This is a genomic window from Ilumatobacter sp., from assembly GCF_030065885.1.
Taxonomy (GTDB): domain Bacteria; phylum Actinomycetota; class Acidimicrobiia; order Acidimicrobiales; family Ilumatobacteraceae; genus Ilumatobacter.
This window is the reverse complement of sequence record NZ_JASJCS010000087.1, coordinates 1-24875: the sequence shown is the minus strand read 5'-3', so window position 1 is coordinate 24875 and position 24875 is coordinate 1. Positions and strand designations below refer to the sequence as shown.

The window sequence follows — 24875 nt, the reverse complement described above, 5'->3', positions numbered from 1 at the left end:
CAACCCGGCCCGTCGGGGTGGACGGCGGGTGCGTCGAGCAGCCAATCGTTGCCCGGCGATGGTGAGGTGAGTTTCCGGTTCTCACAGGACTCGGGGCACCCGATCATGGTCGGCCTCAACGACACCGATACCGGCACCGGGTACGCCGAGTTGGACTACGCGATCTACCACAACGCCGCTGGCAACATCTACATCTACGAACACGGCACCAACACCCACATCGGCCCCCCAGCATCACCTGGCGACGTGTACACGATCCAACGCACCGACACCCAGATCGACTACCTCATCAACGGCACGCTGTTGTACGCCTCGACCCAACCGGCATCGGGCAGCTACCTCGTCGACACCTCGTTGCACACCGGCACCGGCGGCATCACCGACACCACCATCACCACCCACGCCAACCACACCCGCCACGTCTACGACACCGGTGGCCAACGCGTGCTGCGCGTCGACCCCGACGGCACCAAAACCATCTACCTCGGCGCCACCCAACTCCGCTGGACACCGAACGACCCCACCATCGACGTCGCCCGCCACTACCCCGGCGGCACCCACCGCGGCTTCGACGGCACCATCACCCACACCATCGCGGGCCACCACAACAGCATCATCGCCACCGTCAACGCCACCACCGCAGCGGTCACCCACAACCGCTACCACCCCTACGGCCAACTCCGCCACGGCACCACCGTCGACGACACCGGCTTCCTCAACCAACCCCACGACCCCACCGGACTCGTCTACCTCCACCACCGCCACCACGACCCCACCCTCGGCACCTTCACCTCCGTCGACCCCTTGGTGGCGATTACGGGTGAGGCATACATCTACGGATCAGCGAACCCCGTGTCGTTCTCTGACCCGGATGGGTTGTGCACAGGCAGGACCTGCAACGCCGAGGACAACCAGGCGGTACGGGATGCGCAGAGGCGGCGTTTCGCTGAGTGGGAGGCGGCGTTGCTGGAGGCTGAGTCACGTGGACACGGTGGCGATGTGAGGGCTCAGGGGTTCTTCATTGCTCGTGTGCTTGACGCGTACCATGATTCAGTCGGGATCTCGATCGCCAATCAGAGTGGAGCGAGTTTCGAGATCGGATGTGCGATACCAGGGGGATTACCTGATCTATGCCGTCCGGGGATGAATCCGAAGCCGGTCGGCGAACTGAAGTACGGCACACCGTGGAGCGAGGAAGCAGGACAGCGACAACTGTCCGGGTATCGGGCCACTCCTGGCGTTGAGGTGAATCGGGCTGAGTTTGGTTCGGCTGGTTCGACGTTGGCTGGAGTTATTCGGTTGAACTGGTGGGAGTCGACGACCGCAGGGTTGTACTTGTATCGAGTCGATAACTGGAGTATTGGTCAGCTGTTGGCGGGGATGGCAGCGACGTACGAGGCGAATCGGGCGGCTCAGAACGCTAGCCGGACGAACGGCCCGACAGCGACGGCGACAGTGCCAGTCTTGGTGAACTCGTCGACCGGGTGGTTGCCGAGTGTGTCGATACCGCGTATTGAACCGGGGATCTCCACGAACATCGCGGTGATGTGGCTCGGTATGGCATCGATGGCTGGCGGGGCGATGTTGTTGCACGGGCGATGAGTGCCACAAGGGGTCTACAGGGCTGTTCGTCGGCCCGCGATACAGGGGAGTTGTGGTGAGCGGAGCAGCTGAGGTGATCGACTTGCGGCTGTCAGTGTCGTTCCAGACAGATCAGCTATCTGACTGCGAGTTGGATCGACTCTTCGAGGTCCTCGAGGGCCCTGGGCTGCGGAGGGTCGGCACCGAGGTGTTGAAGGCGGTGGCGCCACGCCGGAAGCTCGACACGATGAGCATCTACGGCGTGCAACGCCTCGGAGCGAACAAGATCAGGTTCTTCCGAGGTCGCGAACACGACGAGGCGTTGGCCTATCGCGAACAGCTCCGTTCCCAAGGGAATCTGCGCCTCACATCAGCGGGGTTCGGTATTCGGCCCAGCGATCGAGCCGAGCAGATCGTGAGCTGCGATGCTGCGCTTCAAGTGAGGCCAGATGGGGGTTCATCGATGCCCTTGGCATTTCGTGCCTCGTGGACGTTCTGGGGTGAAGCGTGGCGAGAATGGGCACCAGCAGCATCGGACGCGTTGTTCGACCTGTTTGTCGAGGTTGCGGAGGCGGCCGAGCTGATTTCCGGGTTGGCGACTTGGGCCGACGATCCGAACGAGACCTACAACTACGCTGCGAATTTGTGGCGTGATCGGGGTTCGGAACCATTTGTACCTGGCTATCGCACCATGGTGTTCTTGCCCCCGGAGGCTGCTGCTCGGTTGGGTGGTAGTGAGCGGGTGGTGAGTGAGGCACCGGTGGAGAGAGTTTCGGTGCTTGATAGAGGCGGGGTGGTGGCGATGTTGTGCCATTCCCCCGATCAGCTCACGGAGAACGCGTTGAGTTCGTGGCGCGACTTCCTGCTGCCGGTTGTCACGTTGCCGGACTTCGAGCACGCTCGATCGACTTGGACGCCGACCACCCCGACACGACGACCTCTTGACGTCCTCGCATCCGATTGGCCGCATGACGATTGAACCGCCCTGGGTCTGATGGAGACTCGGGCTATTGGTTTCCAACCCCGGTCGGGGCGGTCTGTTGGGCAGCGTAGAACGCCGCTTCGGACTCTGCTGGCGGGATGTCCCCGCAGTGGCTGTGAAGCCGTTCCTCGTTGAACCAGTGCACCCAGCTGAGCGTGGCGAGCTCGAGCTGGTCGACGTCGTCCCACACCGTCGGCGCGTCAGGTCCTCGGACGCACTCGGTCTTGTAGAGCCCGTTGGTCGTCTCGGCGAGGGCATTGTCATATGAGTCGGCGACGGTGCCGATCGAAGGCCGAGCACCGATCTCGTCGAGCCGTTCGGTGAATCTCACCGATGTGAACTGCGACCCGGCGTCGGCGTGTGTGACGAGCCCGATCAGCCGGCGCCGACCGCGAGAACGGCGAGCCATCTCCAACGCGTCGAGCACCATCGAGGTCTTCATGTGTGACGCGACGCGCCAACCCACGATGCGACGGGAGAACGCATCGACGATGAAGCACACATACGCCATCCCGGTCCGAGTGGGCACATAGGTGAGGTCGGTCACCCACAACGCGTTGGGGCGGTCGGCGGTGAAGTTCCGGTTGACCAGGTCCGGTGCTCGCACCGCATCTGGATCCGAGATGGTGGTGAACACCTTGCGCCGACGCCGGCTGACGCCCTCGATCTCCATCTGGCGCATCAACCGTGCGACCCGGTCGCGGCCGATGTCGTGGCCGGCACGACGCGCCGCCTTCCAGAGCTTGTGAGCGCCGTAGACCTTGCGGTTCGCGACCCACAACACCATCAGGACCTGCATCATCACCGCATCACGGACGGCGCGTGCCGACGGTGCGGTCTCGCGACGCTTGGCGGCGTAGTACGTGCTCGACGCGATCGGCAGCACCCTGCAGATCGACTCGACGTCGAACTCGTCACGATGATCGTCGATGAACCCGACCATCAGCGCGGTGGGCGGTCGAGTTCCGCCTGGGCGAAATACGCCGACGCCTTGCGAAGGATCTCATTCGCCCGCCGCAGCTCACGCAGCTCCTGGTTCAGCTCCTTGTTCTCCGCTTCGAGCTCGACGACCCGCTGCGCGTCCGGCCCAGCGATCCCATCGGCGACGTCGGCGTCTCGCCACCACTTGCGCACCGACTCGACCCCGTAGCCGAGGTGGTCCGCGACACGACGCACCACCCCATGCGAGGTGCCCAACTCCTTCTCGAGCTGTCGGCACATCCGCACCGCCGACAACCGTTCCTGCTCCGAGTACCGACGCGTGGTCGGCTTCCCCGGTGACTGCTCATTCGGCATGACTCCAACCTTGTTTCCAAGATCAGGAGCCTCCAACGAACCCAGGGCGGTTCAAGCAGACGGGCGTGGCGAGCTGCTCGATCAGCTCCACGACGTCACCGCCCAGCGCGACCAACTCGCCGCCGAAGTCGAGGTGTTGCGGGCTCGGGTGCGGCGCCTAGAGGCCGAGCTGCGACAGCATCGCGCCATCCCGCCGCCACCGTCTCCGCCGTCTCGTCGGAGCACTCCCGCATCACCGCCGGTGTTCGACGGGCCGCGGTTGTCGCGGGCCGAACGACGCCGACTCGAACGCGAGCAGCGTCGACGCAAGAGCACGTAGGCTTTGATCATGTCGATGACCGTGAACGTTCCTGACGATGTCGCCCGTCGTCTGGAAGCAGCCGCGGCAGCACGCGGGGTCACGGTCGAAGAACTCGCCGCCGAAGTGCTCACCCAGAACGCCCCAGCGGTCGAGGCGGCACCACGGCGCCGACGGCTCGGTTTCGTCGGGATCGGAGCCAGCGAGCACGGCATCAGCCACCGCGTGGACGAGCTCCTCGCGGACGGTTTCGGCCGCGACTGAGCTGTCGTGTTGATCGTTGACACCGGTCCGCTGGTCGCTGCCGCTGACCGATCCGACCGGCATCATCATGCTTGTGTGGAACTGTTGGAAACGGCGACCGGGCCGCTGGTCACCACCGCGATGGTCGTCGCGGAAGTGGTCTATCTGGTGACACGAGAACTCGGTGCGCATGCCGAGGCGGCGTTCTACGACGCAATCATCGACGGCACCTTGACCGTCGAGCCGATCACCCGGCACGACTGGCAACGCGTCCGCGAGCTCGTCGATCGCTACGCCGACCTGCCTCTCGGCGGCACCGACGCCAGCTTGATCGCGATCGCTGAGCGCCTCGAGGTGACCCGCGTCGCAACCTTGGACCGCGCCCACTTCCACGTCATCCGACCGGCTCACTGCGACGCGTTCGAGCTCGTCCCCTGATCAACAGCTCCCGCCTCGCTGCGCTCGTTGGGCTGATGACCCGCCCTACGGGCGGCCATCGCCGCAGACACCGCCACCCGTCGGCGGAGCTTGTGCGACACTGACCGACGTGACCACCGCACCTGCGCTCGAGTTCCGGGCTGAGAATGCGCGTCCGCGCGTTTTCGGCTCGAACCGGGCTCAACGACGGGCTGCGCGACCCGGCCGCCGGCGGCGTTCGGCCTGCTCACGTGGACTGGCGGGTTCGGGCGCACGAGCTGCCTCGATACGGCGCGTGATCTTCTCAACAACGAGGTCGGGGGCTGTCTGTACGTGTGTGCCGGCGTGAGCTATCAGGATGGACACGTTATGCCGTCGGTAGGAGAGTTCGGCTTCTCCGCCAACATCGGGCCGTCGATCGGCTGGGCCACGAAGAAGGCGGACGAGCGCGAGGGGGCCACGGTTGGTGGGAGCGTCACCTACATCGTCGGCACCGGTGGCACGATCGGGGCTTACTCCGACGACCCCAAGTCTCCCGGTGTCGACTATGAGCAGTACGTCAACTTCGGTCTCGGGTTCTCATTCGGCCCGGCGAAGGTCTGGAACATCAAGCTGTGGTAGCGGAGATCCTAAGGATCATCGCGGGCGTTGCTCTACTTGGCTATGCATGGTGGCGGCGTCGGCGTCGCCCGGACGTCGACATAGGGGGAGCTCGGTTCTGGACGTGGCAGCAGTATGCGGGAAGCGGAGTCATGGCGGCCTTCGGCCTTCTGCTGGTCGGCTCCGGGTTGCGGGACTCGTGTAGCCGGTGACCGTGCAGCGAGTGATCGATGCGAGGAGGTCGGTGTCGTTTGCCTCAACAACCGCCACCACGACCCCACCCTCGGCCAATTCATCTCCGTCGACCCACTCGTCACACAGACGAGTGAGCCCTACATCTACGCGAGTGGCAACCCGATCACTTGGTCTGATCCGTCGGGGCTTGAGACCTGCCGGCTGGACGAGAACAACCAGCCAACGGTCTGTTTCGACGACTTCGAGTTCTATGTCACGCAGGTTGCGTTGGCAGTCGGACAGCAGACCATCCAGGAGTACGATCAAGTCCGAGTCGAGAACGGCTTCGTGCCGACGATCGATCAGACGTGGCTTGATCTTCGAGCGATCAACGAACAGCTCCAAACTCAGCTCAACACGTTCTACCCGCCGGACGAGCCGGTCGACGTCGTTGACTTGGCGAAGAACGTGGGGAAGAACGTTGTCGTCGGTGGCGGATCCGCCGCAGCCGGGGCCAAGTGGTGCCCCGGCTACTGGAAGATCGCCTGCGCAGCTGCCTTCGGCACGGTGGCAAACTATGAACCTCACCGGGTAGTGCGCAGGCTCGATCCCCTGGGAGGATTGGGCCATGACAGATCAGCGACGACCGGGGAAGTATCCCGACGAGCTGCGTGAACGCGCGGTGCGGATGGTCTTGGAGGCGGAGCGCCACACCGGGAGTCAGTGGGAGGCGATCTGTTCGGTCGCCGACAAGCTGGGTCCGACGCCCGAGACGGTCCGCAAGTGGGTGCGCCGGGTCGAGATCGACGAGGGGCAGCGTCCCGGGTTGACGAGCGATGAGCGGGAGCGGTTGAAGGCGCTCGAGCGGGAGAACCGGGAGCTGCGTCGGGCGAACGAGATCCTCAAGTCGGCGTCGGCTTTCTTCGCGGCCGAGCTCGACGGCCCTCGACGATGATCGCCTACATCGACGCTCATCGTGATCGTTTCGGGGTCGAGCCGATCTGCCGCACGTTGCAGTTCGCCCCGTCGACGTATTGGTCCGCCAAGCGCCGGCCCCGTTCGGCGCGTTCGCTGCGCGACGACGAGTTGCGCATCGAGATCGTGCGGGTGCACCGGGAGAACTTCGGTGTCTATGGGGCGCCGAAGATCTGGGCCCAGCTCAACCGCGAAGGCCACCGTGTCGCGCGTTGCACCGTTGAACGGCTGATGCGTGATCTGGGGTTGCGGGGTGCGGTGCGCGGCAAGCCTCGTCGCACGACGATCGTCGATGACGCTGCTGAACGGCCGCAGGACCTGGTCGATCGCCAGTTCGCAGCAACGGCACCCAACCGGCTCTGGGTTGCGGACCTGACCTACGTGCGGACCTGGTCGGGGTTCGTATATGTCGCGTTCATCACCGACGTGTTCTCGCGGCGCATCGTCGGCTGGCAAGCCTCACGGTCGCTCAAGACCGACCTCGCCCTGCACGCCTTGGAGCAGGCGATCTGGGACCGCAACCGTGCCGGCGGTGACCTCGACGGCCTCGTCCATCACTCGGATCGGGGCGTGCAATATCTCAGCGTCCGCTACACCGAGCGCCTCGCCGACAACGGCGTCGTCAACTCCGTCGGCTCACGCGGTGACAGCTACGACAACGCCCTGGCCGAGTCGATCAACGGGCTCTACAAGACCGAACTCGTTCGCAACAAGGGACCATGGCGCGGCCTCGACGACCTCGAACTCGCCACCTTGGAGTGGGTCGACTGGTTCAACCACCGCCGCTTGTTCCACGAACTCGGGCGCATCCCGCCCGCCGAGTTCGAAGACCTGCACTACCGTCAACAACTCTCAGGCCGCGAGGCCGAGACTCACACCAACACGCCTGCGTGAAACCCGGTGAGGTTCATGGCGATTCCGGGTCTTCGGGACGTTGGTGCTCAGATCCTGGCGTCGGTGGCGCCGCGGCGAAGGCTGGACTCGATGCGCATCTTCGGCGTCCAGCAGCTCGGGGCCAACAAGATCAGGTTCTTCCGCAGTCGTGAACGCGAAGAGGCGATCGACTACCGCGCCAGGCTCCGTTCGCAGGGAGCGCTGTGCTACTCGACGGAGGGTTTCAACGTCAGGACGAGTGACCGAGCCGAACGGATCGTCAGCTGCGGAGCCAGTCTGCAGAGTCTTCCCGATGCGGGATCCATGGCGCCACTGGCGTTTCATGCGTCGTGGACGTTCTTCGGTGACTCATGGCAGGAATGGGCCGAGGCGTGTTCGGATTCGTTGTTCGAGCTGTTCGTCGAAGTGACCGGTGTGAGTCAGGTGATGGCTGGCCGAGCGACATGGACCGATGACCCGAACGAGACCTACAACTACGCGGCGAACCTGTGGCGCGACCGCGGTTCAGAACCGTTCGTGCCCGGCTACGGACGATGCTGTATCTGCCTCCAGCCGCGGTAGACGAGTTGGGTGGCGTCGACCGAGTCGTCAACGAGGCACCAGTGACCAAGGCGGTGCCGGTGCGTGGAGGCGTCGCTGCGATGCTGTGTCGCTCGCCAGATGCGCTGACAACCGGAGCCCACGCCGCTTGGCGGGAGTACCTTCTGCCAGTCGTGACGCTGCCGGACTTCGAACATGCTCGAAAGACTCGATCCCCGACCACCCCAACCAGACGACCGCTGGACGCCCTTGAATCCGATTGGCCCTACGGCGAAGACAGCGCCACATAGGCGACGGCAACCACTCACTCCTGGCGACACCCAGTTGCACCGGTCATCCGGTGAGAGGAAGAGAGCAGTCCGTGGTGGTCGAAGGCGTAACGAGTTCGTCGATGACCTCGAGAGTGGCTTCCAGCAACTACTCGGTCCGGTCACGTGCGGGCTGAACGGCATCAATCCCGTCACCGGTGAGTCTGGCAGCTGCAGCCGTGAGCAGCTGGAGCGGAGGGATGCTCTCGGGGAGGCCGGGGAGGCCGTATGCGAAACATCACGAGCGCCGATCATCGGCAGTGCGTTTCCCGAGCCCAACAGGGAGAGCGTCGGTTGGGGTCTCGTAGGCAATTGGTGGGCTCCAGGTGCTCTGCGCCTTGGGGCCGTGGGTGGTGTTCGCGGTGCATCAGGGGCCGCCGCCGGGGCAACCTATGTGGCCGGTGCCGCGACCGCGGTTGATGCCTACTGTCGTTGGGGCCAACCATGATCAGCGGGCTCATTGTCGTGTTCGGCCTAGCTAGCCTGGCGCTCCGATTCTGGGTGTTGTGGAATCGGGACGATGAGTGAGACCGGCGGCGAGTGGGACATCAAGCAGGATCTTGATGCCGACTTCTACGAGACCACCTGGAACGGAACGACGTGGCAGATTCCCAAGGACGTGTTCGGGAACATCCACGACGGTGCGGTGCTCGATGAGGCCGACCTCACCTCGACGGAGGCAACGCACCTGGCCGGGCTCGGCAAGAAGAACACACGGTGGGTGTGGGAACCGGCGGGACGACCGGTCACTGGGGTGAAGAACCGAACTCACCTGGCGTCGACTACGAGCAGTTCGGCAACTTCGGACTTAGGCATCTCATTCGGCCCAGCGAAGACCTGGAGCATCAAGTCGTGGTGACGGAGATCCTCAAGGTCCTTACCGGAGTGGCACTGCTGGTCTACGCGTGGAGGCGTCGCACCGGTCGCCCGGACATCGACATCCGCGGGTCACAGTTCTGGAAGGTTCACCGATACAGCGGCACGCCGCCCAACGGAGCCCCGTTTCAGTATTGCGGTCACGCGGGATGTCCGACGCCTTGACGAAGACTCGATTCGAAGTTGTCGGTGGTGTCGTGTTCTTGGCGATCTTCGTGGGCTGGCTGGTGTGGGAGGGCGTCGTTCCGAAGTTTCGGTCGCTGGGCGCGGATGGGGCGGTGGTGACGTTCGACGTTTCGTTCGACGGTGCTGAGGCTGGATCGACGATCAACGACCGGCTCGCTGGTTCGTTGATCGTCCCGGAGTTGCTGCAGGACGTGGCGGTGTGCCGGAACGGTCCGGACTGGATGAGCGACATCACGTTGAACAACAGAGTGATCGTGTCGACGCGTCCCGATCGGGTTCGGGCCGCTGAGCTCGGTGATTCGGGAAGGTTCGAGTGGGAACTCGTGGGCCAGGTTGAGCGGAATCTGTGGAGGGGCGTCCACCCGCCGAGCCTGCCAGCGTTCCTGGAGGCCGAGGGGCTTGATCGCGACACCGTCGAGGAGTATCTCGTGGCTCGTGAGGTGTCGCCATCAGTTGAGGCGCAGTCACGTTTCGTCGCATATGCGGCCGCGACGGATCTACTCGGGCACGGGCAACTCCGGATCATCGATTCGACGCGGCTCGATTCGGGGACGATCCGTTCGTTCGCGGACGACGTCGGGAGCCCGATGATCTTCGTTGCGGGCGTTGGAGCAGAGCCTCGTCGGTTGCCGCCGTCCTCGTGCCGGGCGGCACTGAGTGAGCTGGAACGCGTGTGATCGAAGATGGCAGTATCTCGGCCGCCAGAAACGACGTGAAGCGATCGGATGAGCTCATACTCCGACGAGTGCGTCTGACCGACCACGACCCACTGCGGAAGATCCGACGCTTGCAGCGTGCTCGGTCGGCGGTGTCGTCACCGATCCCTGTCTCGCACGACGTGCTAGCCGCACGTGCGTTCTATCGGAGGCCATCGGCGCCGGTGTACGGCACTCGCCCGAACGCTGTCCTTCCACAGAACGACAGCAATGGGCATTACTGATGTCGCAGGGCGTTACTCGATGGGGCAATCCGAATCCGCTGATTCAGCGGATCGCGGCAGGCGTCGCTGCTCTAGCGGCGGCGTCCATGCTTGTGATCCTCGGTCTCTTCGCGCTAGCGGGCGGCCTGCGAATCCGTACTCCGATCGGCTCGATGAACGGTGCCCTTGACCGTCTTGAGCTCCCGCCTGCGCAGGTGGTTGCGGCCGAAGAGCGTGGCGAACATCTCTGCTTCGTGCAATGCGAGGAATGGGCGGTCGTTCGCTACTTCGTACTCGAGGAGCGATCGCCATCCGGCGACGACATCGAGGAGCTGTGCTCCGAGCTGGAGACGATGGCCGCGACTTGGTTCGAGGAAACCCCCGTCGGAGGGGTCGCCTCAACAGCGGATCAGCGACGCTACTACGAGTGTGGGTACAGCGTTCAGGGCCTCCCCGAGCATCCCAATTGGTGCGCGGAGATCGATCTCCTTCCCCTTGCGTACGGGGCCCCATTCGAGGCGGACATCAAAGCGGTGGTTGGCATCGACTGCTGACTTCGTCGTGACCGGTCTGATGTATCCCAGCACCGATAGGTATGTATGCTGATTCGCATGCAGAGCACGAGTGTTCGGATCGACGAGGCGACACACGCCGAGCTGAAGCGTCTGGCTGCCGACCTCGGCGAGACCGTGGGTCGCACGGTCACCTTGGCGGTGCGGGCGTTGCGGCAAGACCAGATCGGTGCGGAGCTGGCGGCACCGCTTTCCGAAGCGGAGGAGCGCTGGCTGGATGCTCCAGTCGGGTGACATCGTCGATATCGATCTCGGCGTCCCCGAAGGACGGGAGGCAGGCTTCCGGCATCCCGCCGTGGTCGTGACGGCACAACGAATTCTCGACGCCGAGCCATCGGTGCTGCAGGTCGTGCCCGTGACCACGACGCTGCGGGGCTTTCACTCCGAGGTGGAGATCGAACCTGACGAGACGAACCTGCTGGAGGCCGTTTCCGCCGCCCAGTGCCAGCACATCCGTTCGGTCGCGCGGCAGCGGATCCTTGCCGGCCGCGGGAACGTGGGCGTCGTGGCGTTGAGTCAGATCCGAGACGTCATCGCCACCATCCTCGACGTCGATTCGTGATCGCGCGCCATTCACGAACGAGCGCCAGCCGTCACTGGGCGGCAGTGGTGCGCAGCAGTGCCGAGAGCGGCGATCACCGGTGTGGTGTCATCGGCCCCAGTGGCGGTTTCGGTGAGCCACTGGACGTGGTCGCCTTCCGAGATCTCGTCCTTCCGAGCATGCCCACCCGCAACCAGTGGGCCAGCCCACGTCCGTCTGTGCCCGACTGGCCCCAGAGGAATGCCAGCGCGCCGTCGACCACCACGCACACACCCCAGATGATGATGAAGGGGAGCCACCAGCGGTCGTCCCCGCGGACAGCCGTGACGATCACGAGCGCGAGGCTCACCGCCACGTAGACGAGCACGTGGACGAAGAACCCACGTCTCAGCTCGACGGCGCTTCTCGCCATCCTGGCCATCGCGGTCCTCCACCTTCATCGTACGCCTCCGGCCGACACGTGGACAGATGAGTCGCCACGAGGCCGTGGCGAGCCCTGTACGGCTGTGGCGTCAGCCGGCGACGGTCTCGCGGTGGTCCTGGGGGCTCACGCCGCGAACTCGTTTGAAGGCCGAGCTGAGCGCGAACGGCGTGCTGTAGCCGACCTGCTGGGCCACCGCACCGAGCGTGAGGTCGGGCTTGCGCAGGAGGTCGGCGGCGAGGTCGATCCGCCAGTTCGTCAGGAAGGTCATCGGCGGCTCGCCGAGCACCTCGGTGAACCGCTTCGCCAGCACCGCCCGCGAGACGCCGGTTGCCGACGCGATCGACGACACGGTCCACGGCTCAGCCGGGTTGGCCTGCATCAGCTGGATGGCGGTGCCGACCACCGGGTCGCTGAGGGCCTGGTACCAAGCGGGCGGCTCGGCGTCGGGCCGGTCGAACCACTCCCGGAGGGCGGCGATGACGACGAGGTCGAGGAGCCGGTCGAGCACGGCGACCTGGCCGGGATGGTCCTTGACCACCTCGTCGTCCAGCACGGGCACCAGCGGGCACACCCACTGCTCCTTCGGCAACACCACCACCGGGGGCAGCGTGCGCAGGAGCCGGTCGCCGATCTCGCCGAAGGAGTGGTACGCGCCGACCATCATGATCGTCTCGCCCTCGTGGTGGTTCCCCCAGCTGCGCACCCCGAGCGACATCGACTCCTCGACCGTCTCGCCGTGCTCGTCGCGGCAGTCCTGACCCGGGAAGATCGTGATGGTCGGCTCGGTGTCGGGGTGGTCGACGACCGAGTAGTGGTCGGGGCCCCGGGTGATGGCGATGTCGCCGGCGCCCACGCGGATCGGACGGCCGCCGTCGGGGAGGATCCACAACTCTCCACGGGGCACGGCCAGCAGGGTGAGGGGCGACTCGGCGAGGATCCGCAGGCCCCACTTCCCGCTCCAACTCGAACGGAGCAGGAAGGCCCCCCGGGCCCGGGGCCCGTCGAGGAGTCCGGCCAGCGCGTCCATGGATGGCGAGCCTATGGCTGCCCCGACACCAAGTACAGACGGTCGCGCATGCCGCCGAGCGTCTCGGCGATTCCCAGATCGGACGCCATCGCGGACACTCGTCGCATGGACACCGCACACACCCACACCGCACACACCCACACCGCACACACCGACACCACCCGCACCACCCGCACCACCCTCGTCATCGGCGCCACCGGCAAGACCGGCTCCCGCGTCGCGGCTCGGCTCCGCGACCTGGGCGTCCCGGTCAAGCCGGCGTCCCGATCGAGCGAGACCTACTTCGACTGGACCGACCCCACGTCGTGGGTCGAGGCGCTCGACGGCGTCGACGCCACCTACATCACGTACTTCCCCGACCTCGCACTGCCGGGCGCCGCCGAGACGGTCCGGTCGTTCGTCGACGTCGCCCTCGCCCGCGGCGTACGCCGCCACGTCTTGCTCGCCGGCCGCGGCGAGGAGGGGGCCGAGCGGGCCGAGCGCCTGCTGACAGAGTCGGGCGCCGACTGGACGATCCTGCGCTGCGGGTTCTTCGCCCAGAACTTCAGCGAGATCTTCGCCGACCCGATCCGGGCCGGGATCATGGCCATGCCCGAGGCCGCCGGCCCCGATCCGTTCCTCGACATCGACGACGTCGCCGAGGTCGCCGTCGCCGCACTGACGGACGACTCGCACATCGGCCGGCTCCACGAGCTCACCGGACCTCGCATCATCACGCTGGAGGAGGTCGCCACCATCCTCGGCGACGCCATCGGGCGACCGGTGCAGTACCTCCCGATGCCGCACGAGGCGTACACGGCCGAGCTGGTCGACGCCGGCCTGCCCGCCGACGTCGCCGGTCACCTCACCGACGTCATCGCCGAGGCGCTCGACGGGCGCAACGCTCGGGTCACCGACGGCGTCGAGCAGGTCCTGGGCCGCCCCGCGAGGGACTTCGCCGACTACGCCAGGGATGCCGCTGCTGCCGGCGCGTGGGACCGGCCCACCGTCGTCACGGCGTGACGGGAGGCCGAGCGATGAACGCGAACGACCTCCTCCTCGCCACCGGCGTCATCGGGACGGGTCTCGTGGCCGGACTCCTCTACGGCTGGGCCGTCTCGGTCATCCCCGGCACGACCCGGGTCGGCGACCACACCTACGTCGAGACGATGCAGGACATCAACCGGGCGATCATCAACCCGGCCTTCATCGTCCCGTTCATGGGCATGCCGCTCGCCCTCGGCGCCGCGTCGGTCCTGCACTTCCGGAGCGGCGACGTCCGCCGAGGGTGGCTGCTGGCCGGCGCCACCGGGACCTACCTCGTCGGCGTCCTCGGCGTGACGGTGCGAGGGAACATCCCCCTCAACGACGCCCTCGACGCCTTCGACCTGCCGGCCGCCGCCGGCGACGACCTGTCCGAGCGGCGCCGCACCTACGAGCGGCCCTGGAACCGGCTCCACCACCTCCGCACCGCGGCCGGCGTCGTCTCGTTCGGTCTCGCCGCAGCGGCAGCGATGGTCGCCGCCGACTGAGCTCCGCCGACGCCTCGCCCGTCCCCGGTGCCGTCTCGCAGGGCGCCGGGGATCGGCGCGCTCCGTCGCCAACACCCGCTCGTGCGGCGTGGTGTCGGTGACGGGTCCCAGGACTCTGGTCACGCCCACCGGGCGGAGCGATCATCAGGGTAGGCAGGTGAGAGGGTTGCCGTGCGTCCGCGAATCGCACTCCTGATGGTGGTTGCCCTGCTGGCCGCCGGGTGCGGTGGCGGTGAGGAGGACACGACTCCTGCGCAGTCGGCGACCACGCCGCCGACGATGCCGACGACGACGCCACCCACGACGCAGCCGGCGGCCGACGTCGCAGCCGAGACGGGGACCGACACCCGGACCAGCACCGAAGTCGACACGATCGAGATGAGTCGGGAGGTCGACCCCGATCAGCTGCAATCGATCGTCGACACGTGGGGTGAGCAGCTCGGCGTCCCCGTGCTGGCGGCGTCGGTGCGGTCGCCCGACGGGACCGTCACCTCGGTCGACCACTTCGCCGATGGTCAGGCGCCCACCGAACCGCCGCAGTTCCTCATCGGCAGCATCGGCAAGACGATGACGGCGGCCACGACGATGCTGTTGGTCGAGAACGGCGTGCTCGACCTCGACACGCCGATCGAGCGCTGGCTCCCCGACTTCCCCCGGGCCGATGAGATCACGCTCCGACTCCTGCTCGCGCACCGCTCGGGGCTGGCCAGGAGAGACCTCGTGAGCGGTCTCGAGCCCAGTCTGGCCGCGCTGGCCACGTTCGAGGACATCCTCACCCCCTCCGAGCTCCTGTCCGTCGCGGCTGACTCGGTCGGAGACGAGCCGCTCCCCGCGCCGTTCGCCTACTCGAATCCCGCGTACCACGTGGTGGGTGCGGTGATCGAGGCCGCCACCGGACAGTCCCTGGCCGACGTGATGGAGGCCCGGATCTTCGAGCCGCTCGCGATGACCGACACCTTCCTGGCATGGCCCGAGCAGGTCGACCGACTCGTCCCGGGTCATCTGCTCGTGCCCGAGGACATCGTGATCCCGCTGTCAACAGCGGCAGCCCGCGGCGCCTCATCGCAGTCGTGGGCATCGGGTGGCCAGGTGTCGACCACCGCAGACGTGGCGACGTTCTTCGGCGAGATCGACGGCGATCTCCTGTCGGCGGCGTCGGTCGAGGAGATGACCACACCGCTCCCAGGGGCACCTCACATCGGGCTCGGGATCGACGAGTTCGTGTGGCCCGACATCGGAACAGGGTGGGGCCACGCCGGCGGCGGTGTGACCGGGCAGACGTGCGTCGGCGTCGTCACCGGCGACGGGTGGAGTGGTGCCGTGTGCATGAATCGCTTCGACGTGGAGAGCATCGCCGACCCCGACGCCTCGGAGATCTGGGACATCTACCGCGAGCTGATCGCGTCGACCGGCCCCCAGAGCTGAACTGCCGTCACCTCCGAACGAGCGATCGTGTCGGCTCTCGGGCGATCGATCAGAACTTGCCGGAGTTGACGTCGTCGTCGGGGACCGGCTCGGCGTTGTCCCAGTGCTCGACGATCTTGCCGCCGTCGACCCGGAACAGGTCGACCTGCGCCATCGGCTGCCCGTCCCACGAGGCCCGGCACAGCGTGGCGACGAAGTTGCCCTCGCCGACGAGGAGCACGATCTCGTCGTACCAGAGCGAGCGATCGGGCGCCACGGCGAGCTCGGCGAAGGGCGCCAGACCGTCGGCGACCTCGGCGTTGTGCTGCACATAGCCGTCCGCGATCCACTCCGAGACCCGGCTCGGGTCGCCGCCCCGCATCAGCACCTGCTCGATCATCTCGCACACCAGCGCCTTGTTGGCAGTGGTGCGATCCCGGTCGACCACCTCGGTCGGGCCGTCGACCGAGGTGTGGCCCGACGGCGTCTCGGCCGAGTACGGAGCGATCACGTCCCAGTGCTCGACGATCCGGTCGTGCTCGTCGGTGTCGAAGAAGTCGGTCGTGACCCATTCGGCCTCACCGTGGTTGAGGTTCTGGTACACGTGCAGGAACACCGTAGCGACCGTCCTCGATCGCCCGGATGATCCGGATGTCCCTCGAAGGTGTGCGCTCGACGAACGGTTCGAAGAACTCGACGAAGCCCTCGACGCCGTCACGCACCCCCGTCGAGTGCTGCGTGTAGCGGTCGCCCGTGTAGCGCTCGACGGCCGGACGGACGTCGCCGTCACGGATCCCCTCGAGGTACAACCCCATCGCATTGTCGAGCTTCCGGCCCATCGGCGGTGACCCCCTCGCTGGTTCGACGCGGCGAACCTACCCGGCGTGAACGGCGCCGCACACGTGCTCGCGCGAGAGTTGCGCCAGTCGTGCGACCGGGTCACCGAGGTGGCAGCGGGCCGAGTCTCCTGATTGCACCGCGCCACGCCGGCGCGGTCGATTGGGTACGTTGCGGGTTCGTGCGCCGTCGATCGTTCTGGTCCGCTGTCCTCCTCGTCGCCACCGCCGGCATCACCGCCGCGGCGGCACCTGCGTCGAACGTGGCCGCGGCCACCGTGCCACCCGGGTTCACCGATGCGCTGGTCGACACCGTCTCCCGACCGACTGCGGTCGAGTGGTTCCCCGACGGCACCATCGTCGTCGCCGAGCAGAGCGGGCGGATCAAGGTCGGCCGGCCCGGCGAGGCGCTGACGACGGCGATCAACCTGAGCGTCTGCAACAACGCCAACGAGCGCGGGCTGATGGGCGTCACGCCCGACCCGGGCTACCAGGGCAACGGGCTGCTGTACGTCTACTACACCCGGTTCTCGGGCAACACCTGCGTCAACCGGGTCAGCCAGCTGCGGATGAGCTTCGCCACCGGCACGATCGACCCGGCCAGCGAGTGGGTGATGATCGACGACATCTCGTCGGTCAATTCGAACCACAACGGCGGCGACCTCGACTTCGGCTCGGACGGCAACCTCTACGTCAGCGTCGGCGACGCCGGCCGCGACCCACGCGGCAACTCCGGTTCGGCCGGGAACAACGACGCCGCCCAGGACCTCTCCCTCCTGAACGGCAAGATCCTCCGCATCGGGCGCGACGCGTTCCCGGCGCCCGGCAACCCGCTCAGTGGACCCGGCACCGCACGCTGTGCGTTCCGCGGCAACACGTCGGCCACGCCGTCGACCTCGTGCCAGGAGCTGTTCTCGTGGGGCCTCCGGAACCCGTTCCGCATTGCCTTCGACCGCAACGACGGGTCGGACCGGTTCTTCATCAACGACGTCGGCCAGAGCAGCTTCGAGGAGGTCAACGTCGGCGCGATCGGTGCCAACTACGGCTGGAACTCGCGCGAGGGCTCGTGCCCGCAGGGCTCCAGCCCGCCGTGCGCCGGGCCACCGGCCGGCATCACCGACCCGATCACGTCCTACGGTCGCGGGCTCGGCACCTACATCGCCGCGGGCGCGTTCACGCCGAACGGCCTCTGGCCGGCCGCGTACGACGGCACCTACTTCTTCGCCGACGGCGGCACCGGCCGCATCTGGATCCGGCAGCCGAACGGCGCGGTCGACTACGACAACCCGTTCGCCACCGGCGCCAGCACGATCTCGGACATGACGTTCGGCTTCGACGCCGCCGGCCGGATGGTCCTCTACTACGTGCGCAGCAGCGGCCAGCTCCGGATGATCAGCTCGACCGCGCCGCTCACCACCAGCACGGCGAAGGACCTCAAGATGATCCCGACCACGCCGTTCCGCGCCTACGACACCCAGGGCATCGGCGTGCCTGCCGGGCGAGTGGTCGGCGGCACGACCCGAGTGGTCGACCTCGACCCGCCGGGCGCCTACGAGGCGGCGCTGGTCAACCTCACGTACGACGCCACCGACGGCCCCGGCTTCGTGCGCACCTGGGCGACCCGCGGCGCGCGGCCCGAGACCTCGTCGCTGAACGCCGACCGCCCGGGTTCGATCGTCGCCAACGCGGCGGTGGTCCCGCTCGACGACGACGGCACGTTCATCCTCGAGTCGACCACGACCGGGCGTGTGATCGTCGACGTCATGGCGTGGTTCGACGACACCGGCGGCTCGTCCGACGACGGTCGCTTCGTCGCGCTCGAGCCGCTCCGGCTCGCCGACACCCGGATCGCGGCAGGCACGGCCCTCGACTCGGGCAGCACCAACCCGTGGACCCGCACCGGTGACCGCATCGACGTCGAGGCGCTCGGCCAGCTCGCCCTGCCCGACGACGGCACCGTGCAGGCGGTCGTCTTCTCGGTCGGTGCGATCGCCGACCCGAACGCCGCCGGCTTCGTGGGCGGCTTCCCCGGCAACGGCACCTGGCAGAACACCTCGAACGTCAACGTGCTGCCCGCCGACGTGCGGGCCAACACGCTCGTCGTGCCCCTCAACGGCGGGACGTCGATCGGGCTGCAGGCAGTCGGCGTCGACGACGTCGTGGTCGACGTCCACGGCTACATCACGTCCGACGCCGCGCCGACGTCGACATCGGGCCTGTACACGCCGATCGACCCCGTCCGCATCGCCGACTCGCGCGAGAACCTCGGGTTCGGACGGCTGCAGCCCGAGATCCCGGTCACCGTCGGTACACCGCTCGCCGGCACCACGTCGGGCGTGGTGCAGAACATCACGGTGACCGAAACGAGCGCTGCCGGCTGGGTGGCGACGTTCCCGGGCACCGACCCGCCGCTCGTCTCGAACGTCAACTACACGGGCGCCTTCCAGACTCGCGCCGCGCTGGCGTTCTCCCGAGTCGCGGCGAACGGCGACGAGCGCTTCACGTCGCTCGTCGGCACCGACCTGGTCGTCGACATCGTCGGCGTGTTCTCCGACTGAGCTGTGTCCTGATCAGGCGACGCCCCTCGGGTTCGCCACCTCCCGAGCTCGCCGCCACCGCTGCGCGTCGGCACTCGCCCACCGCACACCGGAGCACTCGGTCGGAGCGATCCGAGCGTCCGACGGATCGCCCCCCGGCAGCGCGGACCTGGCCCCGAGCGCTCGACGGATCACTGCCACAGAGGACCCGGCCCCGGCACCGCCAGTAGCCTGGACGTGTGACCGTTCTGCTCATCGCGCTGGCCCAGCTCAACCCGACAGTCGGCGATCTCGACGGCAACCTCGCGAAGCTCGTCGACGCCTACCAACGAGCCGACGCCGCCGGTTGCGACATCGTCGCATTCCCCGAGCTGTCGGTCACCGGCTACCCGCCCGAGGACCTCGTGCTCAAGCCGGGGTTCGTCGCCGACAACCGGGTCGCGCTCGACAAGTTCGCCGCCGGCACGGGCGACTGCGTCGCGGTGGTCGGCTTCGTCGACGCCGACCGTGACCTCTACAACGCCGCCGCGGTCTGCGTGGGTGGCGAGGTCGTCGGCACCTACCGCAAGCGGTTCCTGCCCAACTACGCCGTGTTCGACGAGCAGCGCTACTTCACGCCCGGCTCCGGCGAGGTCGGCGGCAACGACCCGCTCGAGCTCTACGAGATCGCCGGCGTCAAGGTCGGCGTGTCGATCTGCGAGGACATCTGGTCGCCGGTGGGCCCGCTCGCCACGCAGGCCGCCGGCGGCGCCGAGCTGAGCGTCAACATCAACGGCTCGCCGTACCACTGGGAGAAGGACACCGGCCGCGAGCGCATGGTCGCCACCCGCGCCCAGGACGCCCATACGCCGATCGTGTACGTCAACCAGGTCGGCGGGCAGGACGAGCTCGTGTTCGACGGCGGGTCGTTCGTGGTCGACGCCGACGGCCACATGCTTGCGCGAGCACCCCAGTTCGTCGAGGACCTGATGATCGTCGACGTGCCGGTCTCGCCCATCTACCGCGGGCGGCTGCTCGACCCGCGCGGCAAGCAGACCGAGCCCGAGCTGCCCGTCGTGCACGTGAGCGCACGCAGCCGGCGCGACGAGACGCCGGCCGACGCGCCGATCGCCGAGCCGCTCGACGAGCACCGCGAGCTCTACGACGCGCTGGTGCTGGGCACCCGCGACTACCTCCGCAAGAACGGCTTCAGCGACGTCGTGATCGGCCTGTCCGGCGGCATCGACTCGACGCTGGTTGCCTGCATCGCCGCAGATGCGCTCGGGCCCGAGCACGTGCACGGGGTCTCGATGCCGTCCCGGTACTCGTCCGACCATTCGAAGAGCGATGCCGAGCTGCTCGCCGAGAACCTCGGGATCGACTTCCGGACGATCTCGATCGAGCCGGCGTTCCAGGCGTACCTCGACATGCTGGCGCCGTCGTTCGAGGGGCGCGAGCCCGGCTTGACGTACGAGAACCTGCAGTCGCGGTGTCGCGGCCAGATCCTGATGGCGCTCTCCAACGAGATGGGCTGGATGGTGCTCACCACCGGCAACAAGAGCGAGATGGCGGTCGGCTACTTCACGATCTACGGCGACTCGGTCGGCGGCTACGCCGTCATCAAGGACGTGCTCAAGCTCGAGGTCTACGAGCTGTGCCGATACGTCAACCGGGCCGCCGGTCGCAACGTGATCCCGCCGAACGTCATCACCAAGCCGCCGTCGGCCGAGCTGCGACCCGACCAGCGCGACGACCAGTCGCTGCCGCCGTACGAGGTGCTCGACCCGATCCTCGAGCTCTACATCGAGCACGACCGTACGGCGAACGAGATCGTCGAGATGAGCCACGACGCCGACATCGTCCAGCGGGTGACCCGGCTCGTCGACATCGCCGAGTACAAGCGGCGTCAGTCACCCCCGGGCGTCCGGGTGAGCTCGAAGGCGTTCGGCAAGGACCGCCGGATGCCCATCACCCACGCCTACCGCGGCTGACCGTTACAGAGGGTGTCTGACACCTTCTGTAACACGGGGGGTCAGCCGCAGCAGACCGACTCGGTGCTGCCGGGCGTGGCGGTGTGGCCGACGACGACGTTGTCGAGCTGGGACTCGTGGTCGGCCTGCTTGACGTACCACTCCCAACGGTTCCCGTCGGGGGCATGCACCCACGTCTCGACCTTCTCGGCGAAGCAGCAGATGGTGTCGTCGATGCCGGTCGTCTCGAGGCCGGACGAGGCCAACCGGGCCTCCGCAGCGACCACCTCGTCGGCGGACTCGGTCTCGACGCCGAGGTGGTTCAACGAGCCGGGTTCGGCGGTGGCGTTCTCGAACACCACCAGCTTCAGCGGCGGGTTCTCGACCTCCCAGTTCGCGTAGCCGGGCTTCACCTTGTACGGCTGGGCGTCGAACATCTTGCTGTAGAAGTCGATCGCTTCGTCGAGGTTCGGAACGTTGAGGGCCAGCTGGAGGCGCATGTGTTGACTCCTGGTTGGGGTGCTTCGGGTGCGATCGGCCGCTCGCCCGAGCCTACCCGCCCCGACGAATCGACGATCATCGATGTATTGATCTCGATCGATAGATTGGCACATCGAATCGACATCTGTCAATATGAAATCCATGAACGAGTTCTGCCCCCCAGGGTGCTGCGTCCTCGAGTCGACGCTCGACGACGACGAAGCCGCCCAACTGGCCGCGCAGCTCAAAGCGCTGGCCGACCCGACCCGGATCCGGATGATCTCGATGCTGGCGACGAGTCCCACCGGCGAGCTGTGCGCCTGCGACCTCCCCGAGGCGGTCGGCAAGTCGCAGCCGACGACCAGTCACCACCTCGGACAGCTCGTGGCCGCCGGGCTCGTCGAGCGTGAGCAGCGCGGCAAGTGGGCCTGGTTCCGCCTCCGCACCGACCATCTCGCGGCACTGCGGGTCGCCCTCGGTGAGGGCGCCGAACCGGCGGCCGCCGACTCGTCGGGGCGCGGCTGACGTTGGCGTCCGCCCCCGCTCACCCGTCATCCAGCGACCTGATCCGTCGACTGACCGGGGAGTTCATCGGCACGTTCTTCCTGCTCGCGGCGGTGGTCGGGTCGGGCATCATGGCCGCCGACCTCACCCGCGACGAGGGGCTCCGGCTGCTCCAGAACGCGATCGCGACGGGTGCCGTGCTCGTGGCGCTGATCCTCGCCTTCGCGGCCGTGTCGGGCGCCCACTTCAACCCGGCCGTCACGCTGACCGATCTGGCGCTCGGCGGGATCGACCGCACGACGGCGGGACTCTACGTCGCCGTGCAGACGGCGGGGGGCATCGTCGGCGTGATCGCCGCCAACCTGATGTTCGACCTCGCCGCGGTCGACTGGTCGAGCAAGGACCGATCGGCCGGGCACCTCGTGTTCGCCGACGGCGTCGCCACACTGGGCCTGCTGCTGATGATCTTCCTCACCGTGCGGCGAGGCAACCCGCAGGCCGTGGCGTTCGCGGTCGGCGGCTACATCGCCGGCGCGTACTACTTCACCTCGTCGACGAGCTTCGCGAACCCGGCGGTGACGGTCGCCCGGATGTTCTCGGACACCTTCGCCGGCATCGAACCGGCATCGGTGCCGATGTTCGTCGTCGCCCAGCTCATCGCAGTCGGTGTCGCCGTGCCGCTGATCCGCACGATGACGCCCGATGAGCAACAGCTGCCGGCCAGCGCACCGGTGCACGCCGACGCGACGCTCGAGCCGGAGTGATCGGAGCGCTCAGGCCGCAAACCCGACGCGTCTCGGCCATCGACGGCGACCAGAATCGTCGGATGGGCCTGAGCGACGGGACCATCCGATTGCGCAAGCCGGTGGTGGCCGATCTGCCGGCCCTCGCCGACGCGATCCGCTCCTCGCAGACCGAGCTGGCCCCGTTCATGCCGTGGGCCGTCGACTACGACGAAGCGGGCACCTTGGGCTGGATCCGGGCCGAACACGGCGACGAGGACGGCTTCGTGATCGTCGACCCCGACGAGACGATCGTCGGCGCGTGCGGCCTGAACCGCTTCAACACCGAGAACGACTTCGCCAACCTCGGCTACTGGATCCGGACGTCCGAGACCGGCAACGGCTACGCGACGCGGGCGACGCGGCTGCTCGCCGCGCACGGTTTCGACCACCACGAGCTCGCACGCGTCGAGTTGTTGATCGCCGTCGACAACGCGGCGAGCCGACGGGTCGCCGAACGCTCCGGTGCCACGTTCGAAGGCGTGCTGCGCCGTCGCCTCCGGCTCGGCAACGGCCACGCCGACGCGGCGCTCTACTCGATCATCCCGGCCGACCTCTGAACGGGTCCTGCCACCCGGTCAGCGGTCGAGGTACGCACGGTGCTCGTCGCCGAGGTCGACACCGGCCAGACGGACGGCCTGCGCCTCGCCGAGCGTCGTGAACGACGCAGCGGCCTCGGCGCGCACGCCGCCACGGCGGTCGACGATCGTCGCCGCCGTCCGCATCGTGGCGTCGACGTGGTCGACGACCTCGGCCTCGACGCGGTAGTGGCTGCCGACCCGTACCGGTCGGTCGAAGCGGGTCGACGTCTCCGTGGTCACGGCCCAGCGGTGGCCGACCGCGATGCACGCCCACGCCATCGCCTCGTCGAGGATCGCCAGCGTCACGCCGCCGTGCACCATCGTCGGCGCACCGCTGAACCGGTCGGGGAGGGAGAACTCGGCGACGACGACGTCGCGGCCGGTCGCAGGATCGTGCTCGTGGAAGAAGCGGAGGCGCAACCCACCCTCGTTGCGCTCCTCGCACACGAAGCAGTTGGACTCGTACCCCCAGTCGTCGTTGTGGAGCCGGACGAGCGTCACGACGAGGCCACGCCGGTGTGGCCGAAGCCACCGACGCCCCGCTCGGACCCGCCGAGCTCCTCGACCTCAGCGAAGGACACCGACGGGAGCTCGGCCACGACGAGCTGGGCGATCCGGTCGCCCGGCCGGACCACGAAGTCCTCGGTCGGGTCGGTGTTCACGAGCACCACCCCGATCTCGCCGCGGTAGCCACTGTCGATCACGCCGGGGGCGTTGAGGCAGGTCACACCGTCGCGCAGCGCCAGCCCACTCCTCGGCATCACGTAGGCGACCATGGCCGGGGGCAGCTCGATCGCGAGGCCGGTCGGCACGAGCGCCCGCCCGCCCGCTGCCGCCAGCTCGATCTCGGCGACCGAGCACAGGTCGGCACCGGCGTCGCCCTGGTGCGCCGGCCGGGGCAGCCGTGCGTCGGGATGGAGTCGGACGATCCGGACCTGGGTCACGGGACGAACCCTAGATGGGCCACTCGGTCGGGCGGCCACGCTCCGACGTCGCCCCGACGAGCCCAGACGTCGGCCGCTGGTACGGTTCCGTCAGATGTTGGCCTGGATGGATCTGGAGATGACCGGTCTCGAGCCGGATCGTCACGTCATCGTCGAGATCGCCACGCTGATCACCGACGACGACCTCACGATCATCGCCGAGGGGCCCGATCTGGTCGTGCACGCGACCGACGAGCAGCTGCAGGCGATGGACCCCGTCGTGGTCGACATGCACACCCGCAGCGGGCTGCTCGAGTCGATCCGCACGTCCACCATGTCGCTCGAGGAGGCCGGGGCCCAGACGCTGGCCTTCCTGAAGCAGCACATCCCCGAGGCCCGCACCGTCCCGTTGTGCGGCAACTCGATCGGGACCGATCGCCGGTTCCTCGCGGCGTACCTCCCCGAGATCGAGGACCACCTCCACTACCGCAGCGTCGACGTGTCGTCGGTGAAGG

30 protein-coding genes and 2 other annotated features are annotated in these 24875 nt (G+C 67.5%); of the genes, 22 read left to right on the top strand and 8 right to left on the bottom strand.

What is annotated here, in order from left to right; genetic code table 11:
- Together QNJ12_RS16985 and QNJ12_RS16980 are read left to right on the top strand one after the other, a co-directional pair.
- Positions 1-1602 (top strand): RHS repeat-associated core domain-containing protein (locus QNJ12_RS16985; protein ID WP_300624354.1); only part of this gene is annotated, 1602 nt, incomplete at its 5' end.
- 73 nt (positions 1603-1675) lie between these two features.
- The gene (locus tag QNJ12_RS16980) at positions 1676-2560 is read left to right on the top strand and encodes a hypothetical protein (protein WP_300624353.1); all 885 of its coding nucleotides are present in this window, start codon (positions 1676-1678) and stop codon (positions 2558-2560) included.
- 28 nt (positions 2561-2588) lie between these two features.
- Here QNJ12_RS16980 and QNJ12_RS16975 read toward each other — a convergent pair.
- Positions 2589-3859 (bottom strand): IS3 family transposase gene (locus QNJ12_RS16975; RefSeq protein WP_300624352.1). Its coding sequence is split into 2 segments (ribosomal slippage): positions 2589-3542 and positions 3545-3859, totalling 1269 coding nucleotides; the frame shifts between segments, so codons are not numbered across the junction.
- Positions 3432-3548: a sequence feature (AL1L pseudoknot), on the bottom strand. (Overlaps the previous gene by 117 nt.)
- Positions 3860-4187: 328 nt before the next feature.
- Between QNJ12_RS16975 and QNJ12_RS16970 the strand changes: the two genes are divergently transcribed.
- From QNJ12_RS16970 to QNJ12_RS16920, 11 genes are all read left to right on the top strand, one after another.
- Positions 4188-4421: a hypothetical protein gene (locus QNJ12_RS16970; RefSeq protein ID WP_300624351.1), complete on the top strand. Its 234-nt coding sequence runs from the start codon at positions 4188-4190 to the stop codon at positions 4419-4421.
- A 6-nt stretch (positions 4422-4427) separates the two neighbouring features.
- Complete coding sequence (locus QNJ12_RS16965; RefSeq protein WP_300624350.1) at positions 4428-4838, top strand: PIN domain-containing protein; 411 nt, start codon at positions 4428-4430, stop codon at positions 4836-4838.
- Positions 4839-5186: 348 nt separating this feature from the next.
- Positions 5187-5438 (top strand): hypothetical protein, encoded by a 252-nt coding sequence (locus QNJ12_RS16960; RefSeq protein WP_300624349.1) that lies wholly within the window; start codon positions 5187-5189, stop codon positions 5436-5438.
- Positions 5439-5552: 114 nt separating this feature from the next.
- Complete coding sequence (locus QNJ12_RS16955; protein WP_300624348.1) at positions 5553-6266, top strand: RHS repeat-associated core domain-containing protein; 714 nt, start codon at positions 5553-5555, stop codon at positions 6264-6266.
- A protein-coding gene (locus QNJ12_RS16950) for an IS3 family transposase (protein ID WP_300624346.1) occupies positions 6220-7460 on the top strand; the annotation gives its coding sequence in 2 pieces (ribosomal slippage) (positions 6220-6523 and positions 6523-7460; 1242 coding nt in all). Before QNJ12_RS16955 ends, QNJ12_RS16950 begins: the two co-directional genes overlap by 47 nt.
- Positions 6507-6617 (top strand) — a sequence feature (AL1L pseudoknot). Its footprint overlaps the gene before it by 111 nt.
- 90 nt (positions 7461-7550) lie before the next feature.
- The gene (locus tag QNJ12_RS16945) at positions 7551-8021 is read left to right on the top strand and encodes a hypothetical protein (RefSeq protein WP_300624345.1); all 471 of its coding nucleotides are present in this window, start codon (positions 7551-7553) and stop codon (positions 8019-8021) included.
- A gap of 807 nt (positions 8022-8828) precedes the next feature.
- Positions 8829-9167 (top strand): hypothetical protein, encoded by a 339-nt coding sequence (locus QNJ12_RS16940; protein WP_300624344.1) that lies wholly within the window; start codon positions 8829-8831, stop codon positions 9165-9167.
- Between the two features lie 166 nt (positions 9168-9333).
- Positions 9334-10047, top strand: coding sequence for a hypothetical protein (locus QNJ12_RS16935; RefSeq protein ID WP_300624343.1), 714 nt, complete (start codon positions 9334-9336; stop codon positions 10045-10047).
- A gap of 262 nt (positions 10048-10309) precedes the next feature.
- The gene (locus QNJ12_RS16930; RefSeq protein WP_300624342.1) at positions 10310-10843 is read left to right on the top strand and encodes a hypothetical protein; all 534 of its coding nucleotides are present in this window, start codon (positions 10310-10312) and stop codon (positions 10841-10843) included.
- Positions 10844-10900: 57 nt separating this feature from the next.
- Positions 10901-11095 carry a hypothetical protein gene (locus QNJ12_RS16925; protein WP_300624356.1) on the top strand — a complete coding sequence of 65 codons (195 nt, stop codon included), beginning with the start codon at positions 10901-10903 and terminating at the stop codon, positions 11093-11095.
- Positions 11079-11423, top strand: a complete 345-nt coding sequence (locus tag QNJ12_RS16920; RefSeq protein ID WP_300624355.1) for a type II toxin-antitoxin system PemK/MazF family toxin — start codon at positions 11079-11081, stop codon at positions 11421-11423. The genes QNJ12_RS16925 and QNJ12_RS16920 overlap by 17 nt, the downstream gene beginning before the upstream one ends.
- Before the next feature lie 73 nt (positions 11424-11496).
- Here QNJ12_RS16920 and QNJ12_RS16915 read toward each other — a convergent pair whose 3' ends face one another.
- Both QNJ12_RS16915 and QNJ12_RS16910 read right to left on the bottom strand, forming a co-directional pair.
- Complete coding sequence (locus QNJ12_RS16915) at positions 11497-11814, bottom strand: 2TM domain-containing protein (protein ID WP_300624341.1); 318 nt, start codon at positions 11812-11814, stop codon at positions 11497-11499.
- Positions 11815-11914: 100 nt separating this feature from the next.
- On the bottom strand, positions 11915-12853 hold the full coding sequence (locus QNJ12_RS16910) for an AraC family transcriptional regulator (protein WP_300624339.1): 939 nt from the start codon (positions 12851-12853) through the stop codon (positions 11915-11917).
- Positions 12854-12958: 105 nt separating this feature from the next.
- Here QNJ12_RS16910 and QNJ12_RS16905 point away from each other — a divergent pair, with 105 nt between their 5' ends.
- From QNJ12_RS16905 to QNJ12_RS16895, 3 genes are all read left to right on the top strand, one after another.
- A complete protein-coding gene (locus tag QNJ12_RS16905; protein ID WP_300624337.1) occupies positions 12959-13855 on the top strand; it encodes an NmrA family NAD(P)-binding protein in 897 nt (298 codons plus the stop codon).
- Positions 13856-13869: 14 nt separating this feature from the next.
- Positions 13870-14364, top strand: coding sequence for a DUF1772 domain-containing protein (locus tag QNJ12_RS16900; protein ID WP_300624335.1), 495 nt, complete (start codon positions 13870-13872; stop codon positions 14362-14364).
- 171 nt (positions 14365-14535) lie between these two features.
- On the top strand, positions 14536-15789 hold the full coding sequence (locus tag QNJ12_RS16895; RefSeq protein WP_300624334.1) for a serine hydrolase: 1254 nt from the start codon (positions 14536-14538) through the stop codon (positions 15787-15789).
- Positions 15790-15838: 49 nt separating this feature from the next.
- Here QNJ12_RS16895 and QNJ12_RS16890 read toward each other — a convergent pair whose 3' ends face one another.
- Positions 15839-16384, bottom strand: coding sequence for a nuclear transport factor 2 family protein (locus QNJ12_RS16890; RefSeq protein WP_300624333.1), 546 nt, complete (start codon positions 16382-16384; stop codon positions 15839-15841).
- Positions 16347-16607, bottom strand: a complete 261-nt coding sequence (locus tag QNJ12_RS16885; protein ID WP_300624331.1) for a hypothetical protein — start codon at positions 16605-16607, stop codon at positions 16347-16349. The genes QNJ12_RS16890 and QNJ12_RS16885 overlap by 38 nt, the downstream gene beginning before the upstream one ends.
- 179 nt (positions 16608-16786) lie before the next feature.
- Here QNJ12_RS16885 and QNJ12_RS16880 point away from each other — a divergent pair, with 179 nt between their 5' ends.
- Complete coding sequence (locus QNJ12_RS16880; RefSeq protein ID WP_300624329.1) at positions 16787-19162, top strand: PQQ-dependent sugar dehydrogenase; 2376 nt, start codon at positions 16787-16789, stop codon at positions 19160-19162.
- Between the two features lie 218 nt (positions 19163-19380).
- Positions 19381-21111 (top strand): NAD+ synthase, encoded by a 1731-nt coding sequence (locus tag QNJ12_RS16875; protein WP_300624327.1) that lies wholly within the window; start codon positions 19381-19383, stop codon positions 21109-21111.
- A gap of 41 nt (positions 21112-21152) precedes the next feature.
- On the opposite strand, the gene QNJ12_RS16870 is transcribed toward QNJ12_RS16875, so the two are convergent.
- Positions 21153-21590 carry an ArsI/CadI family heavy metal resistance metalloenzyme gene (locus tag QNJ12_RS16870; protein ID WP_300624326.1) on the bottom strand — a complete coding sequence of 146 codons (438 nt, stop codon included), beginning with the start codon at positions 21588-21590 and terminating at the stop codon, positions 21153-21155.
- A gap of 142 nt (positions 21591-21732) precedes the next feature.
- Here QNJ12_RS16870 and QNJ12_RS16865 point away from each other — a divergent pair, with 142 nt between their 5' ends.
- From QNJ12_RS16865 to QNJ12_RS16855, 3 genes are all read left to right on the top strand, one after another.
- Entirely contained in the window at positions 21733-22095 is a 363-nt protein-coding gene (locus tag QNJ12_RS16865; RefSeq protein ID WP_300624324.1) for a helix-turn-helix transcriptional regulator, read from the top strand.
- A 2-nt stretch (positions 22096-22097) separates the two neighbouring features.
- Positions 22098-22838 (top strand): aquaporin, encoded by a 741-nt coding sequence (locus tag QNJ12_RS16860; RefSeq protein ID WP_300624322.1) that lies wholly within the window; start codon positions 22098-22100, stop codon positions 22836-22838.
- A 62-nt stretch (positions 22839-22900) separates the two neighbouring features.
- A complete protein-coding gene (locus QNJ12_RS16855; protein ID WP_300624321.1) occupies positions 22901-23416 on the top strand; it encodes a GNAT family protein in 516 nt (171 codons plus the stop codon).
- A gap of 18 nt (positions 23417-23434) precedes the next feature.
- On the opposite strand, the gene QNJ12_RS16850 is transcribed toward QNJ12_RS16855, so the two are convergent.
- Both QNJ12_RS16850 and dut read right to left on the bottom strand, forming a co-directional pair.
- Positions 23435-23938: a PaaI family thioesterase gene (locus tag QNJ12_RS16850; RefSeq protein WP_300624320.1), complete on the bottom strand. Its 504-nt coding sequence runs from the start codon at positions 23936-23938 to the stop codon at positions 23435-23437.
- The gene (gene dut / locus QNJ12_RS16845) at positions 23935-24381 is read right to left on the bottom strand and encodes a dUTP diphosphatase (RefSeq protein WP_300624319.1); all 447 of its coding nucleotides are present in this window, start codon (positions 24379-24381) and stop codon (positions 23935-23937) included. Before dut ends, QNJ12_RS16850 begins: the two co-directional genes overlap by 4 nt.
- Positions 24382-24475: 94 nt before the next feature.
- On the opposite strand from dut, the gene orn reads away from it, so the two are divergent.
- On the top strand, positions 24476-24875 hold a 400-nt coding region (gene orn / locus QNJ12_RS16840; protein ID WP_300624317.1), incomplete at its 3' end, for an oligoribonuclease.

What these genes read in the sequence shown, in the direction of transcription:
- QNJ12_RS16970 (WP_300624351.1), top strand. Translation starts at nt 4,188, where the DNA reads ATGTCGATGACCGTGAACGTTCCTGACGATGTCGCCCGTCGTCTGGAA.
- QNJ12_RS16960 (WP_300624349.1), top strand. Translation starts at nt 5,187, where the DNA reads ATGCCGTCGGTAGGAGAGTTCGGCTTCTCCGCCAACATCGGGCCGTCG.
- QNJ12_RS16955 (WP_300624348.1), top strand. Translation starts at nt 5,553, where the DNA reads ATGCGGGAAGCGGAGTCATGGCGGCCTTCGGCCTTCTGCTGGTCGGCT.
- QNJ12_RS16945 (WP_300624345.1), top strand. Translation starts at nt 7,551, where the DNA reads ATGCGCATCTTCGGCGTCCAGCAGCTCGGGGCCAACAAGATCAGGTTC.
- QNJ12_RS16940 (WP_300624344.1), top strand. Translation starts at nt 8,829, where the DNA reads ATGAGTGAGACCGGCGGCGAGTGGGACATCAAGCAGGATCTTGATGCC.
- QNJ12_RS16935 (WP_300624343.1), top strand. Translation starts at nt 9,334, where the DNA reads ATGTCCGACGCCTTGACGAAGACTCGATTCGAAGTTGTCGGTGGTGTC.
- QNJ12_RS16930 (WP_300624342.1), top strand. Translation starts at nt 10,310, where the DNA reads ATGTCGCAGGGCGTTACTCGATGGGGCAATCCGAATCCGCTGATTCAG.
- QNJ12_RS16925 (WP_300624356.1), top strand. Translation starts at nt 10,901, where the DNA reads ATGCAGAGCACGAGTGTTCGGATCGACGAGGCGACACACGCCGAGCTG.
- QNJ12_RS16920 (WP_300624355.1), top strand. Translation starts at nt 11,079, where the DNA reads ATGCTCCAGTCGGGTGACATCGTCGATATCGATCTCGGCGTCCCCGAA.
- QNJ12_RS16915 (WP_300624341.1), bottom strand. Translation starts at nt 11,814, where the DNA reads ATGGCGAGAAGCGCCGTCGAGCTGAGACGTGGGTTCTTCGTCCACGTG.
- QNJ12_RS16910 (WP_300624339.1), bottom strand. Translation starts at nt 12,853, where the DNA reads ATGGACGCGCTGGCCGGACTCCTCGACGGGCCCCGGGCCCGGGGGGCC.
- QNJ12_RS16905 (WP_300624337.1), top strand. Translation starts at nt 12,959, where the DNA reads ATGGACACCGCACACACCCACACCGCACACACCCACACCGCACACACC.
- QNJ12_RS16900 (WP_300624335.1), top strand. Translation starts at nt 13,870, where the DNA reads ATGAACGCGAACGACCTCCTCCTCGCCACCGGCGTCATCGGGACGGGT.
- QNJ12_RS16885 (WP_300624331.1), bottom strand. Translation starts at nt 16,607, where the DNA reads ATGGGCCGGAAGCTCGACAATGCGATGGGGTTGTACCTCGAGGGGATC.
- QNJ12_RS16870 (WP_300624326.1), bottom strand. Translation starts at nt 21,590, where the DNA reads ATGCGCCTCCAGCTGGCCCTCAACGTTCCGAACCTCGACGAAGCGATC.
- QNJ12_RS16865 (WP_300624324.1), top strand. Translation starts at nt 21,733, where the DNA reads ATGAACGAGTTCTGCCCCCCAGGGTGCTGCGTCCTCGAGTCGACGCTC.
- QNJ12_RS16855 (WP_300624321.1), top strand. Translation starts at nt 22,901, where the DNA reads ATGGGCCTGAGCGACGGGACCATCCGATTGCGCAAGCCGGTGGTGGCC.